The 18,603-nt window shown below is 49.7% G+C and carries 17 protein-coding genes and 1 tRNA gene; 11 read left to right on the top strand and 7 right to left on the bottom strand.

The features are described from left to right. Nucleotides 1-4 precede the first annotated feature (4 nt). The gene (locus B5X72_RS12410) at nt 5-586 is read right to left on the bottom strand and encodes a LemA family protein (protein ID WP_079717273.1); all 582 of its coding nucleotides are present in this window, start codon (nt 584-586) and stop codon (nt 5-7) included. Nucleotides 587-684: 98 nt separating this feature from the next. On the opposite strand from B5X72_RS12410, the gene B5X72_RS12405 reads away from it, so the two are divergent. The 4 genes from B5X72_RS12405 to B5X72_RS12390 all read left to right on the top strand — a co-directional run bounded on the left by B5X72_RS12405 (nt 685) and on the right by B5X72_RS12390 (nt 3,374). Beyond that, complete coding sequence (locus tag B5X72_RS12405; RefSeq protein WP_079717212.1) at nt 685-2,226, top strand: NAD(P)/FAD-dependent oxidoreductase; 1,542 nt, start codon at nt 685-687, stop codon at nt 2,224-2,226. 49 nt (nt 2,227-2,275) lie between these two features. Next, nucleotides 2,276-2,348, top strand: a tRNA-Gly gene (locus B5X72_RS12400). Between the two features lie 193 nt (nt 2,349-2,541). Continuing rightward, nucleotides 2,542-2,748, top strand: a complete 207-nt coding sequence (locus B5X72_RS12395) for a hypothetical protein (RefSeq protein WP_139378672.1) — start codon at nt 2,542-2,544, stop codon at nt 2,746-2,748. Between the two features lie 242 nt (nt 2,749-2,990). Beyond that, entirely contained in the window at nt 2,991-3,374 is a 384-nt protein-coding gene (locus B5X72_RS12390) for an HU family DNA-binding protein (protein ID WP_079717211.1), read from the top strand. Nucleotides 3,375-3,763: 389 nt separating this feature from the next. On the opposite strand, the gene sufD is transcribed toward B5X72_RS12390, so the two are convergent. Genes sufD through sufB form a run of 3 tightly spaced genes read right to left on the bottom strand, consistent with a single transcriptional unit; the run spans nt 3,764 to nt 7,396 of the window. Continuing rightward, nucleotides 3,764-5,104: a Fe-S cluster assembly protein SufD gene (sufD, locus tag B5X72_RS12380; RefSeq protein ID WP_233632607.1), complete on the bottom strand. Its 1,341-nt coding sequence runs from the start codon at nt 5,102-5,104 to the stop codon at nt 3,764-3,766. 28 nt (nt 5,105-5,132) lie between these two features. After that, the gene (gene sufC / locus B5X72_RS12375) at nt 5,133-5,897 is read right to left on the bottom strand and encodes a Fe-S cluster assembly ATPase SufC (RefSeq protein WP_079717209.1); all 765 of its coding nucleotides are present in this window, start codon (nt 5,895-5,897) and stop codon (nt 5,133-5,135) included. Nucleotides 5,898-5,944: 47 nt separating this feature from the next. Then, the gene (gene sufB, locus B5X72_RS12370; RefSeq protein ID WP_079717208.1) at nt 5,945-7,396 is read right to left on the bottom strand and encodes a Fe-S cluster assembly protein SufB; all 1,452 of its coding nucleotides are present in this window, start codon (nt 7,394-7,396) and stop codon (nt 5,945-5,947) included. A gap of 277 nt (nt 7,397-7,673) precedes the next feature. Between sufB and B5X72_RS12365 the strand changes: the two genes are divergently transcribed. Further along, complete coding sequence (locus tag B5X72_RS12365; protein ID WP_079717207.1) at nt 7,674-8,144, top strand: Lrp/AsnC family transcriptional regulator; 471 nt, start codon at nt 7,674-7,676, stop codon at nt 8,142-8,144. A gap of 3 nt (nt 8,145-8,147) precedes the next feature. On the opposite strand, the gene ung is transcribed toward B5X72_RS12365, so the two are convergent. Further along, nucleotides 8,148-8,819 (bottom strand): uracil-DNA glycosylase, encoded by a 672-nt coding sequence (ung, locus tag B5X72_RS12360; RefSeq protein WP_079717206.1) that lies wholly within the window; start codon nt 8,817-8,819, stop codon nt 8,148-8,150. Nucleotides 8,820-8,936: 117 nt separating this feature from the next. Here ung and B5X72_RS12355 point away from each other — a divergent pair, with 117 nt between their 5' ends. Then, a complete protein-coding gene (locus B5X72_RS12355; RefSeq protein WP_079717205.1) occupies nt 8,937-9,473 on the top strand; it encodes a tetratricopeptide repeat protein in 537 nt (178 codons plus the stop codon). A 15-nt stretch (nt 9,474-9,488) separates the two neighbouring features. Here the strand turns inward: B5X72_RS12355 and B5X72_RS12350 are convergent, their stop codons facing one another. Together B5X72_RS12350 and B5X72_RS12345 are read right to left on the bottom strand one after the other, a co-directional pair. Beyond that, complete coding sequence (locus B5X72_RS12350; RefSeq protein WP_079717204.1) at nt 9,489-9,974, bottom strand: hypothetical protein; 486 nt, start codon at nt 9,972-9,974, stop codon at nt 9,489-9,491. Beyond that, nucleotides 9,971-10,444 (bottom strand): DUF4293 domain-containing protein, encoded by a 474-nt coding sequence (locus B5X72_RS12345; RefSeq protein WP_079717203.1) that lies wholly within the window; start codon nt 10,442-10,444, stop codon nt 9,971-9,973. Before B5X72_RS12345 ends, B5X72_RS12350 begins: the two co-directional genes overlap by 4 nt. 173 nt (nt 10,445-10,617) lie before the next feature. On the opposite strand from B5X72_RS12345, the gene B5X72_RS12340 reads away from it, so the two are divergent. The 5 genes from B5X72_RS12340 to B5X72_RS12320 all read left to right on the top strand — a co-directional run bounded on the left by B5X72_RS12340 (nt 10,618) and on the right by B5X72_RS12320 (nt 18,515). After that, on the top strand, nt 10,618-11,310 hold the full coding sequence (locus tag B5X72_RS12340; RefSeq protein WP_079717202.1) for a response regulator transcription factor: 693 nt from the start codon (nt 10,618-10,620) through the stop codon (nt 11,308-11,310). Further along, nucleotides 11,297-12,598, top strand: coding sequence for a sensor histidine kinase (locus B5X72_RS12335; RefSeq protein ID WP_176146190.1), 1,302 nt, complete (start codon nt 11,297-11,299; stop codon nt 12,596-12,598). The genes B5X72_RS12340 and B5X72_RS12335 overlap by 14 nt, the downstream gene beginning before the upstream one ends. Nucleotides 12,599-12,765: 167 nt before the next feature. Next, nucleotides 12,766-14,118 (top strand): TolC family protein, encoded by a 1,353-nt coding sequence (locus B5X72_RS12330; RefSeq protein ID WP_217698137.1) that lies wholly within the window; start codon nt 12,766-12,768, stop codon nt 14,116-14,118. 6 nt (nt 14,119-14,124) lie between these two features. Next, nucleotides 14,125-17,397, top strand: coding sequence for an efflux RND transporter permease subunit (locus B5X72_RS12325; protein ID WP_079717199.1), 3,273 nt, complete (start codon nt 14,125-14,127; stop codon nt 17,395-17,397). After that, complete coding sequence (locus B5X72_RS12320) at nt 17,394-18,515, top strand: efflux RND transporter periplasmic adaptor subunit (RefSeq protein WP_079717198.1); 1,122 nt, start codon at nt 17,394-17,396, stop codon at nt 18,513-18,515. The genes B5X72_RS12325 and B5X72_RS12320 overlap by 4 nt, the downstream gene beginning before the upstream one ends. The last annotated feature ends 88 nt before the right edge of the window (nt 18,516-18,603 follow it).

Raw genomic sequence — 18,603 nt, 5'->3', positions numbered from 1 at the left:
ATACCTAAAACTGTACCTCCGGAGCCTGATTAGCTCCAGCCTCGGCGGTAAAATAACCTTTTTGTTTAAATCCAAACATGCCTGCCGTAATGTTGTTCGGGAAGCGCCTTACCGATGAGTTGTACTCCTGTGTTGCTTCGTTAAATGCCCGGCGTTCGGTACTGATACGGTTTTCGGTACCTTCGAGTTGCGCTTGCAACTCAAGGAAATTCTGATTGGCTTTCAACTCAGGGTAACGTTCTACGCTCACCAATAACCGTCCCAGCGATTGGGACAATGCGTCCTGTGACTGTTGGAACTGCTGAATGGCTTCAGGCGTCAGGTTTTCCGGATCAACGGTTACAGAAGTAGCTTTGGCACGCGCTTCAATAACCTGCGTAAGCGTTTCCTGTTCGAAATTGGCCGCACCTTTTACCGTATTGACTAAATTCGGAATCAAGTCCGCGCGCCGTTGGTAAGCGTTTTCCACCTGAGCCCATTTGGCCTTTACATTCTCCTCTTGGTTCACCAGGGTATTATATCCGCATGAGCTGAACGAAAGGGCTACGAATACACCTACCATTACAACAAACAATCTGCTTTTCATGTTGACTGAATTTAAATTCATATTGCTACTAATTTAACACTTTGATGGCAAAATTCATACCTTTGTTACACTTCGGGATAAAAACCCGACATCATTTCATGCAGCACGAACTTGAATTGGCCATTCTGCCGGAAAGAATCGCGGATCAAACGCACATCCTGCAAAAAGGTGCCGCGTTGTTGAAGATTGCTCCAGCACGGATTAAAGGCCTAAAAATACGCAAACGCTCCATTGACGCCCGGGGGAAACAGGCAGTCTTCCGGGTACGGGTCATCTTCTACATCGACGAACAGCCGATTCCTGAAATTTTACCCCTGGAATATGCCAATGTTGCAGACGATCCACCAGCGATCATTGTTGGCGCCGGTCCTGCCGGTCTGTTTGCGGCCCTGCGATGCCTGGAAAAAAAGATACGCCCCATCATCATTGAACGGGGAAAACGTGTACAGGAGCGCCGCCGGGATTTGGCTGTATTGAATAGACAGGGAATCGTCAATCCAGACTCCAACTATTGTTTTGGAGAAGGCGGTGCGGGCACGTATTCCGACGGGAAACTGTATACCCGATCCAATAAACGCGGGGATGTGCAGCGGGTCCTACAGCTCCTCGTCGCCCATGGCGCCACGGACGACATCCTGGTGGATGCCCGCCCCCATATCGGCACCAATAAGTTGCCCCACATCATCCAAGCGATACGCCATACCATCCTCAACCATGGCGGAGAAATTCATTTTGACAGCAGGGTAGTGGATATCGTGGAGCAGTTCGGTCATGTAAAAGGAGTGAAGCTGGCTTCCGGCGAGCACATCAACGCTGAGCATGTCATCTTGGCCACCGGGCATTCGGCACGCGACATCTTCGAAATCTTTCATCGAAGGCGATGGTTAGTCGAGCCTAAGCCATTTGCCCTCGGTGTGCGCATCGAACACCCGCAGCAAATCATCGATCAGGCCCAATACCACTGTAACGTGCGGAGCGAGCATCTTCCACCGGCGTACTATAGCCTGGTCGAACAGGTGGATGGCCGGGGGGTCTTCTCGTTCTGCATGTGCCCGGGCGGCATCATCGCGCCCTGTGCAACGGATAAAGGTGAGATCGTCGTCAACGGCTGGTCGCCTTCGAAACGCAACAACCCCTATGCCAACTCGGGCACTGTCGTGCAGGTCAACCTCGAAGACGTCCCGCATGCTGTACGTTATCCTTTTGCGCTGCTGGATTTCCAGCATGAGGTAGAAGAAAGGGCCTACGTAGTGGGCGGTGGCAAATTGGTGGCTCCAGCCCAGCGGATGGTCGACTTCGTGGAGGGCAGATTGTCGAATACGCTGCCTGTCAACTCCTATAAACCGGGCACCCACAGCGCGTTGCTCTCGGAGGTGCTTCCTCCTTTTGTACATGACGCCCTCCGGAAAGCGCTCCCGCTATTTGGAAAAAAGATGAAAGGCTACTATACGAATGAGGCCATTTTAGTGGGTGTGGAATCCCGCACCTCATCGCCCGTGCGGATACCAAGGGATAAAATGACGTTGCAGCATCCGCAAATCAAAGGACTATATCCCTGTGGCGAAGGGGCGGGCTATGCCGGCGGCATCGTATCGGCAGCCATTGATGGGATGAACTGCGCCGATGCCATAAAGGATTAAAAAGATTTGGAAAATAACGAACGGCCGCCTTACATTTGTAGTTGTATTAGCGAAAGTAGCTCAGTTGGTAGAGCATCAGCTTCCCAAGCTGAGGGTCGCGAGTTCGAGCCTCGTCTTTCGCTCTGATTTTTCAGCTTGCGGGAGTTTCATTTGCCATTTTCATAAATTGTATTCTACCGATGTTGAAAATATAAAAATCGTGATACGAAGCAAATTGCAAATTTCATAAAAACAACCATCAAACCACAGAAAATCAACCAATTATTTCCGACAATTTTGCGTATTTCGTAAATTTGCATACGCTATTTGGCAGATATGGAAATATCTTTACCAAGATTAGCTGTTTATCCCGCGGACCTGCAGCGGATCACCGGCCAGAGCGAACGCACTTGCCAACGGCTCCTAAACAAGATCCGGGATATGTTTGGGCTGGATAAGCACCAGCATGTGACGGTTTATCAGGCCTCGGAATATCTGGGCATTTCAGTAGCAGAAATCTCCCGCTTCATGCGCCGATCCTGACCCAAGCAGCCGGCAAAAGGTTTGCCGGGACAGCGACAGATTTTCAGGGATAACCCGCGGCGGCGACTGGCCGCCGCGGTTTTTTTTGCCCATCAACCCGTCAATTCCGACAATTCCGCCAAACCCGCCAATCCCGACAGCGTTTATTGCCATACTGCGGAACTTTGTCTTGTCAACGGGTCAGGTACCGCCCGGAGACGCGGAGTAAAGTTTGTTTTTTTTAACGTTTTAATTTTTAAACAATGGCAATTAAGTACAACATTCTGGAAATCGGCAAACCGGGGGATGCCGCGGCGCCGAAGAAGTTTTATGCACGGCCGGTCCATGCCGGCGAGATCACCCTGGAAAACCTGGCGGCAGACATCTCGCACGCCTCATCGCTCACTGAATCCGATGTCTACGCCGTATTGCAGAGCCTCGTGCGTGAAATCCCGCGCAACATCCAGCACGGATACATCGTCCGCTTGGGTAACCTCGGCGCATTCCGCCTGGGAAGCAACAGCACGGGGAGCGATGCCGAGGAGGAGGTGACCGCGGCCAACATCTTCCGTAAGCGCCTGCTGTTCTATCCCGGCAAGCATGTCAAGCAAGTGATTGACGGTTTAACTTTTGAGAAAAACCGGTAAATCCGGCTCCATTAACCGTTTACGCAGCCGTCCCGATGTGTTTCGGGACGGCTTTTTTGTTTAAAAAAGCCCAAAAACGACCCTTGGTCACTCTGAAAATCGGCTTCGGAGCGTCCGGAAAGTCTCCGAAGCCGGTCGTAAAACCCGCTTCGGAGGGTTTGGAAAGTCACTTCGGACGGTTTTAAAAGGTTTTGGCCGACATCAAAAAATATCCTATAACGAAATTTATGTCTGCTGCAACCGGCGCGTGAAATAGGACCAAACCCGCACTCATCCTGCATCGGTACGGGCGTAAGGGGCTGCATGGACCACTTGTGGCCCAACTAAGACGACAAGTAAAAGAGGGGATTATCTGACTAACCTTCCGCCGCGAGATAAGCTGGCTTCTCTTACCCCGCCTTCAACCCTTGCTCCACCAAGTGCTCCACGTACTCACGTACGGTCGCATTGGCAAAACGGCTCGTCACGTCAAAGGCAAAGGCATGGACCAGAAGCACACGTGCCTGCGCCTCACTGATACCCCTGGCTCGAAGGTAAAATAACGCTTCATTATCAAACTGTCCAATCGTGCAGCCGTGACTACATTTTACGTCATCTGCAAAAATCTCCAGCTGCGGCTTGGTGTATACGGCAGACTTTTCGCCAATGAGCATATTGTTGTTTTGTTGGAACGCGTTGGTCTTTTGTGCATCGGGACGCACAAAAATCTTTCCATTGAACACAGCCGTAGACGTATCCTGCGTGATATTCTTATACCACTCATAGCTTTCGCAATGCGGCTCGCGGTGATCGACGATCGTATGGTTATCGACGAGCTGGTTGCCTGCGGTAAGCGTCACGCCGTATAAATGGCTCTCAACCTCACTGTCGCCCAGCCGAACATTAATATTATTCCGCACAAACGCAGCGCCCGGGAAGGTACAGTTGTAATGATTATAAAGGCTGTGCTTTTCCTGATAGACCTCGGTATGGTTGAGGTAATTGCCTTGTGCCCCTGCAACCTGTAGGTAATAATGCTGCAATTTTGCACTTTCCCGTACCACAACCTCGCTCACTGTGTTATTGAGGTTGTGCGCTGCACCTTCATCCGTAATGAATGATTCGATGATTTCAGCTTCAGCAAATGTGCTGATCACGTACAGATTGCGCACCTGTGCAAATAAGGGCTTCATGGCAGAGGCGACATGGATAACGTGTATCGGTTTTTGCAATTGGACGTTTTTGCCCACTTCGATAAACAATCCTGAGGTAAACAAAGCGGTGTTAAGCGCCACAAACGGATTATCCGTTTTATCTGCATATTCTGCAAAATACTTCGCAAAACAAAGACGGTCGAATGCTTGGTCAATCGGCATTATAGATAGGCCGTGGATATCCGCCGCGGTGGATAACTTAGCGTTGTACCTGCCATCGACCATAACCACGCGGTAAGCATCCAAACCGGGAATAACCGCTTTGTCGAGCGATAAATCATCGGAAGAAAGCGTTTCCGCATCCAGCACATAGTGCTGACGATTGACGAGCGGTTGTACATTGGTGTACTTCCAATCTTCCTGCTTCACCGTGGGGAATCCAGCGCTTTTGAACCGCTCGAAAGCCTGCTTGCGTATTTCGTCAAGCGAATGGGGCTCTGATGAGGGCAGGTTGCCGCCATACGTTTTAATCAACTGTGTATATAATGAATCGCTTACTTGTGTAATCATGATATCTGTAGCCACTTCATCCAACATAACCGCTCTTTACTAAAACCGAAAAGAATTAAACGGTCCCTTCGGCGTCCACTGTTTCTTTTATCCAATCGTATCCTTTTTCTTCCAGCTCCAGTGCGAGCTCCTTGGTACCCGACCGCACGATCCGGCCGTTGTAGAGCACGTGCACAAAATCCGGCACGATATAATCCAGTAGACGCTGGTAATGCGTGATGACAATAAATGCGTTATCGTTGGACCGCAATTGGTTTACGCCGCCGGCAACGATACGTAGCGCATCGATGTCCAACCCCGAATCGGTCTCATCAAGAATAGCCAGCTTCGGCTCCAGCATAGCCAACTGAAAAATCTCATTACGCTTTTTTTCGCCGCCCGAAAAGCCTTCATTCAGCGAACGGTTGGCCAACTTAGCGTCAAATTTCACCAGCTTCTGTTTTTCCTTTACCCTGCTCAGAAACTCTTTAGCTTCCATTGGGGGCAGCCCTTTGTAGGCCCTTACCTCATTAAGCGCCGTTTTGAGGAAATTGATGTTTGAAACACCCGGTATTTCAACCGGATATTGGAACGCCAGGAAGACACCTTCGCGCGCGCGGTCTTCCGGAGAAAGATCCAGCAGGTCTTTCCCATCCAATAGCACTTCGCCTTCGGTCACCTCGTAGGCCTCCCGACCGGCCAACACATTTCCAAGGGTACTTTTGCCCGAACCGTTTGGGCCCATAATGGCGTGTACCTCTCCGGCTTTCACTTCAAGATCCAGCCCTTTTAATATTTGTTTATCTTCTACTGATGCGTGTAAATTCCTAATACTTAACATGGTTGTTTTACTACTCTCTCGCTTTATGTAATTATCCCACACTTCGATTACCCGACACTTCCTTCCAGGGATATGGCTAATAATTTTTGTGCTTCCACGGCAAATTCCATGGGCAATTGGTTTAAAACTTCTTTCGCGTACCCATTGACGATAAGTCCCACTGCCTTCTCGGGATCAATGCCCCGTTGGGTAAGGTAAAACAGTTGGTCTTCACCGATTTTTGATGTTGTAGCCTCATGTTCCAGTTTGGCGGTTTTATTCCGGCTTTCAATATAGGGAAATGTATGCGCCCCACACTTATCGCCGATGAGCAATGAATCACATTGGGTGAAATTCCGCGAATTTTCAGCTCCGGGACCTATTTTTACCAACCCTCTATAGCTGTTGTGACTTACCCCGGCCGAGATACCTTTGGATACGATTTTGCTCCGGGTATTTTTGCCCAAGTGGATCATCTTGGTGCCGGTGTCGGCCAGTTGCCTGTTTCGTGTCAGCGCTACTGAATAAAACTCACCCACAGAATGATCGCCCTTGAGAATCACTCCCGGATATTTCCACGTGATGGCCGATCCGGTCTCTACCTGTGTCCAAGATATTTTACTGTTATCACCCTTACACATCCCGCGCTTGGTCACGAAATTATATATCCCTCCTTTGCCGTCCTTGTCGCCCGGATACCAGTTTTGGACCGTCGAGTATTTGATTTCGGCGTCTTTGAGTGCAATCAGCTCAACGACCGCAGCATGCAACTGGTTTTCATCCCGCATAGGAGCCGTGCAACCTTCGAGGTAACTGACGTACGCCCCCTCGTCAGCGATAATCAACGTGCGTTCAAACTGGCCCGTGTTTTCGGCATTGATGCGGAAATACGTGGAAAGCTCCATCGGACAGCGCACGCCTTTGGGTATATATACGAAAGAACCGTCGGAAAACACCGCAGAATTAAGCGCAGCATAAATATTGTCTGTTTGCGGCACTACCGAGCCGAGGTATTGTTTGACAAGCTCCGGATGCTCTTGCACGGCTTCGCCGAACGAGCAAAAAATAACCCCCTGTTCTTTTAATTTCTCACGGAAGGTGGTTTTGACCGAAACGCTATCGAACACGGCGTCTACGGCAACAACACCGGCTAACACCTTCTGTTCGTCCAATGGAATACCCAGTTTCTCAAACGTGGACAGCAATTCCGGATCAACTTCATCCATGCTGTTCAGTTTGGGCTTCGCCTTGGGCGCAGCATAATAGGAAATATCCTGAAAATCCACATCGGGATGCTCGAAATTCTGCCAAGCAGGCATTTCCATCTGTAAAAAATGCCGCAACGCCTTCAGCCGCCACTCCAGCAGCCATTCCGGTTCGTTCTTCTTCGCAGAAATCAGCCGAACGGTATCTTCGGAAAGCCCTTTAGGGGCTATATCCATCTCAATATCCGTCGTAAATCCGTATTTATATTCCTCGAGCGCTAGCTCTTTCAGCAATTCATCATCTTTAGTACTCATAACGCACCCTTTCGCAACGTGATTAAAAACCGAGCAGACAGGCAACCCGTCAGACTTTTCGAGTTGCAAAGTTACAAATTTTAACTGGCATTAACCGTGCATATCGCCCTTTCATTTAGCTCAAGGTTGAATGGCACTGTATTTTTACAAATCAGTGATAATGAATACAATTTCCTTATCATGAACGGTTTTAGCTACTTACGGCAATTTGAGAGCAAATTATTTGAAAATAAATTGTAATATTGCCAAATATAATTTGGTGTTATTGTTTTCAAATATGCCTTTTCAACCCGACAAAACTGATTTTAAAATCCTGAAGTTATTACAGGAAAACGGCCGGATTACCAACTTGCAATTGGCGTCAAGCATCGGACTTTCGCCAGCACCCACGCTTGAACGCGTGCGGAAGCTGGAAAATTCCGGCTACATCAAAAGCTACCACGCGTTTGTTGATGAGGAAAAACTCGGGCTGGGCATAAAATCGTTCATCCAAATTTCGCTCGATTTTCACACGCACAATGCCATCCCCGAATTTGTAGCGGCCGTGAAAAACATAAAAGAGGTGACCGAATGCCACCATGTTACTGGCCAATGTGATTTTATCCTGAAAGTCTATGTGAAGGATATTAAGGCTTACGAAGCTGTAATTATGGAAAAAATCAGCAAAATACCCTACGTCAAAACATTCCAGACCATGATGATCATGTCTACCAGCAAAAAAGAACCCATCGTGCCGATGGAATATTAAAAATCATACCTGCCAGTTGATGGCTTCCATTCCCTGCTTGACCAAAAACTCATTGGCTTTGGAAAAATGGCGGCACCCAAAAAAGCCGCTGGACGCGGAGAATGGTGAAGGATGAGCAGCCGTGAGGATATAATGCTTATGGTAATCAATGAGTGCCGCTTTGTTTTTTGCATACCGGCCCCATAGCATGAAAACAATTCCGCTCCGACGAGCCGATAATTCAGCAATGGCTTTATCCGTAAAGGCCTCCCAGCCTTTGCCTTGGTGCGAACCCGCAGTATGTGCCCGCACAGTCAGTGTCGCATTGAGTAACAGTACACCTTGGTTGGCCCAAGCGGTCAAATCGCCGTGTGCCGGAATCTGGAACCCCGGAATATCGTTGCTCAGCTCCAAATACATATTTCGAAGGGAGGGCGGTATCCCGATCCCTTTCGGAACGGAAAACGACAAGCCATGCGCCTGCCCCGCATTGTGGTATGGATCCTGCCCGAGGATCACAACCTTAACGCGATCAAAGGGTGTATGATCAAACGCATTAAAAATAAGGTTACCAGGAGGATATACGGTATGATGACGCTTCTCCTCCTGTAAAAAACGTTTGAGTTCCGCCATGTAGGGCTTTTCAAATTCGGGGGCTAATACCGCCCGCCATCCCGCCTCCAATTGTATACTCATTCAACAAAAATACACATTTTGCAAAATATATATATTGCAGTTGTTAAAGCGCCTAAATAAACGGATATTTGCACTAATATTTAAATTAAGCACATCGTGAATTAAATCATCATCAACATGTCTAATCTTGTTCGAATCATCATATCATCGCTTTTATTAATCGGCACCATAGCCTTATTTTTTTATGGAGAATGGGGGTGGGGAATACTGGGTATCCTCATAACCATCATAGCCTTTGTAACCGTATTTTTTAATGAAAATATGCTGATTGCCCAATTCTATTTGCGCAAAGAGAATATGACAAAGGCTGCTCAATGGCTAAGCCGTATCACAAACTACGAAAAACAGCTCATCCGTGCGCAACATGGCTATTACCACCTGTTATTGGGTCTCATGGAATCACAAAAATCACCCATGCAGTCCGAAAAGTACTTTAAAAAAGCACTTACCTTGGGGTTGCACATGGGGCACAACGTAGCACTCGCCAAGCTAAGCCTTGCAGGCATCGCGATGGCCAAACGGAATAAACGGGAGGCAACCAAGTACTTGCAGGAGGCTAAAAAAGCCGACAAAAACAAGCTGCTGGCCGATCAGATAAAAATGATGAAAGACCAAATGGGCATGATGGACCGCCAGCAAATCCGCTACCGGTAACCCAAAAAAAAGGGGTTAGTTAGCTGCGCCTGACGCCTCCGTGAGGTAAGCATCAAGGAACCTTCCTTCTTCCGCACTGTCTTCAAAAACGATTTTTACCACTTGAATGGCCGCCCCCGGGGAAATACCTTCGGCGGTGATCACAAGCTTGGCAGGACTATCGGGCTGCAATAGGTAGTGCAAGTAGTTTTGTTTATCGGTAAAACGCATCAATACACGGCCCAACCCAATCGTCGAAAAATAATATGCATCCCGCCTGTCGTCTACCAGTTGAGTCCCGTAGACGTTAACCTTCAGCTCGCGGGGCGTTTTTTTCAAGTTGACAAGCGACAGCTCCACCGTGGCTACGTTGGTAGCGGAGTCAACAACAAACCGCTCTGCTTCGAACCGGATATCGTCAATAACAAGCACGCTGGAATCGCGGGCGGCGGTCCCGCGGGCAGATACAGCCGTTGCTGAAGAGAGTATCAGCATCACCAGCAATAACTTTTGTCTCGTCATCTCAGTCGATCTGCGGATTTGATTAACTTTTCGTCGCGCCGGATACCTCCCAACGCCATCAATAAAAAGATGATACTGATAGGCAGCAGGAAAAAACCAACACCGATATTCCGCGCCGAAAGAAACTGTCTCGCCTCTGTCAGCGCCCCGCTTGCTGCCGTATATAGCCAAACGCCGAATAATAAAATCAGCACAACGGCTAAAACAACCAACTGGATCTGCTGCTTTCGGTTTCTGAACTTAAAAATAATGTACAACGGAAATACACCCAACAGGACGGTGGCAATGGACTGCAAGACAAAAAATTCTTCCCGGATAGCCTGCCCTTCCAACCCGCGATAGACTCCGGTGACCTTTAATGCTTTGCCCAGTCCACCGATATCAGCATACTGAAGATAAGGGAAAAGAAACAAGGCAAAAATTGTAGCCGACGCCAAAAACAACCAAATGGTTTGGATACGTTGGATCATAAAAATTGCTTTTATTGTAGGCAAACTTAGCCAAACTTACCTACAAAAACAAACAATGAAAAGCCGTATATGTTTGTACGCGGCGGATGGCTCCCACTATTTCAAAATTTATTCAAATTTCTATCCTATCTTTGTTTTTACCATGAACCCGGCGTGGTTAAAACAATGAATAGATGAAAGTCCTTGTCATCGAAGACAATCGTGAGCTTGCAAGCAGCATTCTGGGACTAATGGCCCAAGAAGGGTATATTTGCGAATTGGCGGAAGATTACTCAAACGCATGGGAGAAATTACACCTGTTTTCCTACGATTGTATCCTGCTCGACATCATGCTTCCCGACGGGAACGGCCTCGACTTGCTCACACGGATAAAAGATGGAAAAATTCAAAGCGGAATCCTCATCATATCCGCAAAAAATGCGCTGGATGACAAAATCAGCGGGTTGGAATTGGGGGCAGACGACTACCTGACGAAACCTTTCCACCTGTCTGAACTGCATGCCCGGCTACGGGCCATTTACCGGCGCAAGCAGCTTGGCGGGAGCAACAGCATCGCCTTTAACGAGCTGGTTATCAACACCGATTCGTTTGAGGCTCGGGTAAACGGCCTGCTATTGGATATTACTCGCAAGGAGTTTGAACTACTGCTCTACCTGGTCGTCAACAAGAATCGGGTATTGTCTCGACAAGCCATTGCTATCCACCTTTGGGGAGACTACATTGACGGCCTTCCTAATTTTGACTTCGTGTACCAGCACATCAAAAACCTCCGAAAGAAAATCAATCACCTGGGCGGACGGGACTACATTGACACCGTATACGGATTGGGCTACAAATTCAATGCAGACAAGTATGAAGCTGGTTAATAAATTCACCCTGTGGTTTGTGGGCATACTGATTCTTACCACCCCAATCAGTATGGCGATTAGCCATTACAACATCCGCAAAAAAATAGACGAAGCGGAAATCGAACGGCTTACGCAGGTCAATGGTGTAGTCGCCTCCCAACTCCGCCAAGGTATCCCACATGAAAAATACGCGCAGGGAAGACCGATCCATGTGTCGAAAATAGCTGGACCACTCCCTGATGAACACGTTCGGATAACGGAAGAAAACTATTTTAACGAAGATCTACAGCGTGAAGAATGCCAGCTTACCGTTACTTCTTATTACCAAATCGGCGACACTTACTACCGGATTGAGTCGCATGATTACGTCATCAAAGCGAAGCAAATCCTCGCCGGAATGATGAGTGGCGTAATCTGGAAAATGTTGCTAATTGCCTGTTGCGTAGCACTCACCGCGCATATCGTATCTGGCTATATCCTTAAGCCCTTCTACCAAACGCTCAGGGCGATACAATCGTTCAGCTTAAAGCAAAAAGAAAAAATTGGATTCCCGCAGACGAGCACCAAGGAGTTTAAGGAGCTGAACATGCTTTTACAAAAAATGACTGATAAAATCAGTGAGGACTATGCTTCGCTCAAAGAATTCAGCGAAAACGCATCGCACGAACTTCAAACGCCGTTGGCCGTTATCCGCAGTAAACTGGATTTACTGGCCAATACGCCGATACGGGCCGATCAAGCCCAGCTGATAGCCGAAACACAACATTCCGTGGAAAAGCTCTCGCGTATCAACCGGTCACTTTTATTGCTGACCAAACTGGAAAACCACGAATTTGAGCCGTCCGAACATATCCGGCTGTGCACGCTAACAACCGCCACACTCTCAGCCTACCAGGAGCTTATCCAGCTGAAATCGCTTACTGTGCAACGGCAGGTCAATAAAAATGTGCATGTAAAGCTACATCCGACGTTGGCCGAAATCTTGCTCAACAACTTGCTGCACAATGCCATTCGTCACAATGTCCAGGAAGGTCACATCGTAGTAAACCTCACTTCGGAACAACTGGTTGTCCGCAACACAGGTATTGCACCCAAAACACCAACGGAGGAGCTTTTCCAACGATTCAAGAAAAACAACCAGAGCAGTGATGGTATCGGCCTCGGCCTGGCAATCGTCAGGCAAATTTGTGAAATCAGTGGTTTTAATATCGCTTACCATTATGCCGATGGTTGGCATTGCGTATCGGTCTTATTCGATCCCAACAAGGTGCAAGTACGCAAAACCGAAGTATTTGCCGGCGCCTAATCCGATTCTATACATTTTTGTTACGGATAGGCCCGTTATCTTGTCCATTTCTTCAAAATTACTTCAAAATAGCATGCTAAATTTGCGTTATACAAGCAGATACTTTTACATCCTGTCAAATTATGCGATCTATTTCATGCTATTTGCTGTTATTGACATGCCTTTTTATGGGGCACTACCTGCAGGCACAGCAAACGCTTTCCCTCAAACAAGCCATTCAAACGGCAACAGAAAATTACGGACGGATCAAAGCCAAGGCTGCTTATGCGGAGGCCGCAAACGCAGCAGTTTCACAAGCCAAACGGGATTACCTGCCTAACTTTTCGTTGTCTGCCCAGCAGGTATATGGCACGGTCAACGGGCAAAACGGCCCTGCGTACGGGTTCGGTGGGCTGGGCGTGAGCTCATCCGGCTTACCCCTTCCGGACCAGAATTGGAATGCAGCGTTCGGCGCCCTGTATTTAGGCAACATTAACTGGGAAGTTTTTGCGTTCGGCCGTGCTCACGAACGGATGAAGACCGCAGCGGCGGCAGCCACGCGCGAGCAGCGGGACTATCAACAGGAAGTATTTCAGCACCGCGTAAAGGTGGCCGCAGCCTACCTTAACCTCCTGGCTGCGCAACGGCTCACGGAATCCTATCGCAAAAACCTGGCACGGGCGGATACCTTCCGCCAAGTCACCGTCACCCGCGCCCTGAACGGGCTCATTGCCGGCGTAGATTCGTCACAGGCCAATGCGGAAGTTTCGAACGCGCATATTGCATTAGTCAAAGCCCAAGACCTTGAACAGGAACAAGCCACTCAGCTCGCCGTATTGATGGGCGTAGCGCCTACTGAATTCAGGCTGGACAGCTTTTTCTTCACCCGCATCCCCAATACGTTGGGCGAATTGTCCAGCGATTCGGTACTTTCAGGGCATCCTGAATTGCAGTGGTACCAAAGCCGCGTGGACTTCAATGACCGGCAGGCACGGTACTTCAAAACGTTTAGTTTTCCGACCGTATCGCTGGTGGGCGTTTTTCAGACGCGCGCCTCGGGGTTTTCCAGCAATTACGCGCAGGACCAGCATGCATATACCCGGAGTTACTGGGACGGCATTAATCCCTCACGCACCAATTACCTCCTGGGGCTGGGCATTACTTGGAACATTACGCAGATCGCGCGCGTTGCCATGCAGATAAAAGCCCAGCAGCTCGTTTCCACAGGCCTACGTGAAGAATATCACCTGGCTAGCCAGCAGCTTTCTGCTCAATTGCAGTTGGCAGACGCTAAGATTGCAAATGCCCTGCGAAATTACCGGGAAGCACCCATACAGGTAAAAGCCGCAGCGGAAGCTTATCAACAGCGAACCGTGCTGTATAACAACGGACTTGCCAACTTGGTCGATGTTACGCAAGCGCTGTATGCGCTGGTTCGCGCTGAAACCGACCGGGATATCGCCTATAACAATGTGTGGCAGGCATTTCTGCTCAAAGCCGCCGCCTCGGGAGATATTGAACTTTTTATGAATGAATTATAGCCGTCTATGAACTTAATCCGCTTTGCACTCCGTAAACCCATCACCATCCTGGTTATTGTAGCCGGCCTGTTTTTCTTCGGCATCAAAGCAATTAGCTCCATCAAGGTGGATATCTTTCCTAAACTTGACCTGCCGGTCATATACCTTTCCCACCCGTTTTCGGGTTATACACCGGATCAAATGGAAGCGATGTTTGGCAAGCAGTATATCAACATTATGCTGTTTGTCAATGGCATCAAGAGTATTGAGACCAAAAACATACAGGGGCTTACGCTGATGAAAATCAGCTTCTATCCCGGCACGGATATGGCTCAGGCGGCCGCCGAGCTCACCGGTTTCGCCAATCGCATTCAAGCCATCTTCCCGGCAGGCTCGAACCCGCCGTTCATCATCCGGTTTGATGCTTCCACACTCCCCGTGGGCCAGTTAGTGTTGAGCAGCGATATACGCAACAATAATGAACTGGCGAACCTGGCCAACACCTATGTGCGGGCTTCATTCACCCGTATCCCCGGCCTTGTAGCGCCGCCGCCTTTTGGCGGCAATGTGCGCACGGTGGTCATCAAAGTGGATCCCGAACGGCTCCGCTCGCATAATCTTTCACCGGACCAATTGGTTGCCGCGCTACGCTTCAACAATCAAACTTCCCCTTCGGGCAACGTACGTGTTGGAGATAAAAACTACATCACCCCGACAAACACACTCATAAAGGGGATCCGAGATTTCGAAAACATTCCCCTGTTTAAGGGCGGCGTATCTAATCTGTACCTACGCGATGTCGCCTCGGTGGAAGACGGTGCAGACATTGCCGCCGGGTATGCCTTGGTCAATGGCCGCCGTTCGGTATACCTCAATGTCTCGAAAAACGCTGATGCTTCTACCTGGGAAGTGGTACAAAACCTAAAAAAATCACTGCCCGTCATTCAAAGCCAACTTCCCGAGGATGTACAATTGCGTTATGAGTTTGACCAATCCACATATGTCATCAACTCGGTAAAAAGCTTGCTCACCGAAGGCGCTATCGGTGCCATCCTGACGGGGTTAATGGTCATCCTGTTCTTGGGTGACTTGCGGGGTGCACTCATTGTGATACTTACGATTCCTACATCGATCATTTCCGGCGTGCTGTTCCTGAGTCTTTTTGGACAAACGATTAACATCATGACGCTCAGCGGACTTGCCTTGGCGATTGGTATTCTCGTGGATGAAAGTACCGTGACCATCGAAAACATTCATCAACACCTTGACATGGGTAAGCCCAAGGCATTAGCCATCTGGGATGCATGTAAAGAAATTGCTTTCCCCAAATTGCTCATCCTGCTTTGTATATTGGCCGTATTTGCTCCAGCGTTTACAATGGGAGGTATACCGGGATCGCTATTCCTGCCACTGGCACTGGCCATCGGCTTCAGTATGATCATTTCTTACTTTCTGGCACAGACGTTTGTGCCCGTGATGGCCAACTGGATGATGAAGGTCAAGCATCGCAGGAACGAACGCGGACAAGCGATGAGCGACGCGGAAGAATTCGCCGCTTCGGGCCTGGATGCCGAAAGCGAAACGGATACGTGGAGCCAAAAGAAAGTGCTGGTAGAACGCGAAGACAGCAACCGGGACGGCAAAGTAAGCTTCTTTGAACGGATGCGCATGCGATACCTCCGCTTCATCGAGCGGATGATGCCCTATCGCAAACCGATAGTGGCCACTTACCTCGTGGTGGTATGCGGTGTTGCGGCAGTGCTCATGATGAACATCGGCAGGGATGTCCTGCCTAAGGTAAACGGCCGCCAGTTTCAGGTACGTTTACGCGCGGCGGAAGGCACCCGAATCGAGTACACGGAAAAAATTACGCTGGATGCGCTGGCAGCTATTAAAGACATTGTAGGTGCGGAAAACATCGCCATTACTTCTGCCTACGTTGGCAACCACCCGTCGCTGTTTTCCATCAGTCCGATTTTCCTTTGGATGGCCCAGCCGCATGAAGCGGTTGTCCAAGTGTCATTAGCCGAACACTACCACACCGATTTGGATGGGCTGAAGGAACGTATCCGTCAACGGTTAAGGACCGAACTGCCTGACGTAAAGCTTTCTTTTGAACCGATCGAACTTACCGAGAAAATACTCAGCCAGGGATCGCCGACCCCCATCGAAGTGCGGCTATCCGGACGGGACAAGGCACTGAGCCAGCAATATGCCCAACATGTCATCGACAAGCTCTCCGCCGTACCCTATTTGAGGGATGTACAGCTGGGCCAGTCCGTCAATTATCCAGCTATTAACATTGAGGTCGATCGTGTCCGAGCGGCTCAGTTGGGATTGGACATGACCGATATAAGCCGCTCACTTATCGCGGCGACATCGTCTTCCCGGTTTACCGAAAAAAACACGTGGGTAGACGCCGAAGCGGGCCTGAGTTATAGCGTGCAGGTGCAAGTACCCGAAAGCGAAATGGCCAGCATCAATGACATCGCGGAGATACCGCTGCTTAGCAACAGCGCGCGCCCCGTGCTCGGCGATGTGGCAACGATCACGACCGGCACCACCAACGGCGAAAACGACAACCTGGGGGCGTTGCCGATGCTGTCCGTGACGGCCAACCTCAGCGATGTGGATCTAAATACGGCGGCAAAAGACGTGAAGGCGGCAATTGCCTCGCTGGGCGAGCTGCCCCGAGGGCTTAGCATCGAACTGATTGGATTGAGCCAAACCCTGGATGACACGATGAGCAGCCTAGAAAACGGGCTCATGGTGGCCATCGTCGTAATTTTCCTGATGTTGGCTGCTAACTTCCAATCGTTTAAAGTTTCGGGCATCGTACTGGCTACCGTGCCGGCCGTGATTGTAGGTTCATTGCTGCTGCTAATGGCTACCGGCTCCACGTTGAACCTCCAATCGTATATGGGAATGATTATGTCCGTGGGTGTATCCATATCCAATGCGGTGCTGCTGATTACCAACGCCGAGCAGCTCCGCAAGCATAATGGGGATGCCCTATTGGCTGCGCGGGAGGCTGCGGCTTTACGAATGCGCCCTATTTTGATGACAGCCTTGGCAATGATTGTCGGCATGATCCCCATGGCCATTGGTCATGGGGAGGGCGGCGACCAATCTTCACCATTAGGCCGGGCAGTAATTGGCGGGTTGGCGGCCTCTACGGTTGCTGCACTTTTTATCCTACCACTTGTATTTGGCTGGGGCCAAGCGAAAGCCTCTACGCAAAGCGTATCTTTGGATCCAGAAGATGAAGAAAGCATACATTATATCCAATCGAAAACATGATGACTAGAACGATTCTGATGATAGCACTGCTTGCAAGTACTACTGCTTGGCACGCGTGCAGCCCTTCAAATGCAGAAAACGAATCCGGTGGTTCCGCGGCAATTGAAGCCGCAGCGCCAGCCATTGCCGCATTCGAACTGAAGCCTGACCGGTTATCATCAACGCTCAAGATACCGGGCGAGCTGGTCGCCTACCAACAGGTAGACCTGTATGCCAAAGTCAGCAGCTTCATAAAAACGCTGCATGCCGATGTCGGCAGCGAAGTACGCGCCGGGCAGTTGCTGGCCACGTTGGAGGCCCCCGAACTTAATTCACAGCTGCTGGGCGCTGCATCTCGGCTTAAATCACAAGAGGCCACCTACCTGGCCAGCAAAGCCACGTATGAGCGCCTGCTACAGACCAGCAAAACGCCGGGCACGGTGTCGCAGAACGATCTGGACCTCGCCTTGGCGCGTCAAAACGCGGATCTCGCCCAGCTGGAAGCTGCCAAGGCCGCTCATGCCGAGGTGACCGATATGCGCAATTACCTGGAAATACGTGCTCCGTTCAGCGGCGTGATAACTGCGCGCAATGTCAGTCCCGGAGCTTATGTGGGACCTACCGGCCGCGGTTCGGAAGCACCCATTTTTACCCTGCAAGATCATCAGCGGCTCCGGCTGGTCGTCAGCATACCTGAAGCGTACACCGGCTATCTACAAAAAAACGGCGAGGTGACCTTCACGGTCAAGTCGCTCCCCAACCAGCCATTCGAGGCCCATGTGAACCGACTGGCAGGCGCGCTCGACACCCGGCTGCGATCGCAACGTATCGAGATGGATGTGAATAATGCCGAAAAACGATTGCTGCCCGGAATGGTAGCTGAAGTAAACATCCCACTTAATGGACTTGCCAACGGTTTCGCGATCCCATCGTCAGCCGTGTTAAATAGTACACAGGGTGTATATGTCATCAAAGTGGAAGACAACAAGGCCAGCTGGGTGCCGATTACGACGGGGAATATAACACCGGACAAAACCGAGGTATTCGGCGATATTAAGGAAGGCGATAGGCTCGTCCTACGGGCGAACGAGGAAATCAGAAACAACTCAGCCGTGTCCATCACACTGTCCGCGCCCTAATCCCAACGCCTGTATCAGGCGGTCGCGCGAAGACACATTCCTTGCCTTCGGCGTTTAGGATATTTGTTTTCTAAAACAAATACGCCTA

The organism is Parapedobacter luteus (assembly GCF_900168055.1).
Taxonomy (GTDB): Bacteria; Bacteroidota; Bacteroidia; order Sphingobacteriales; family Sphingobacteriaceae; genus Parapedobacter; species Parapedobacter luteus.
This window is presented reverse-complemented; position numbering and strand designations above follow the sequence as displayed.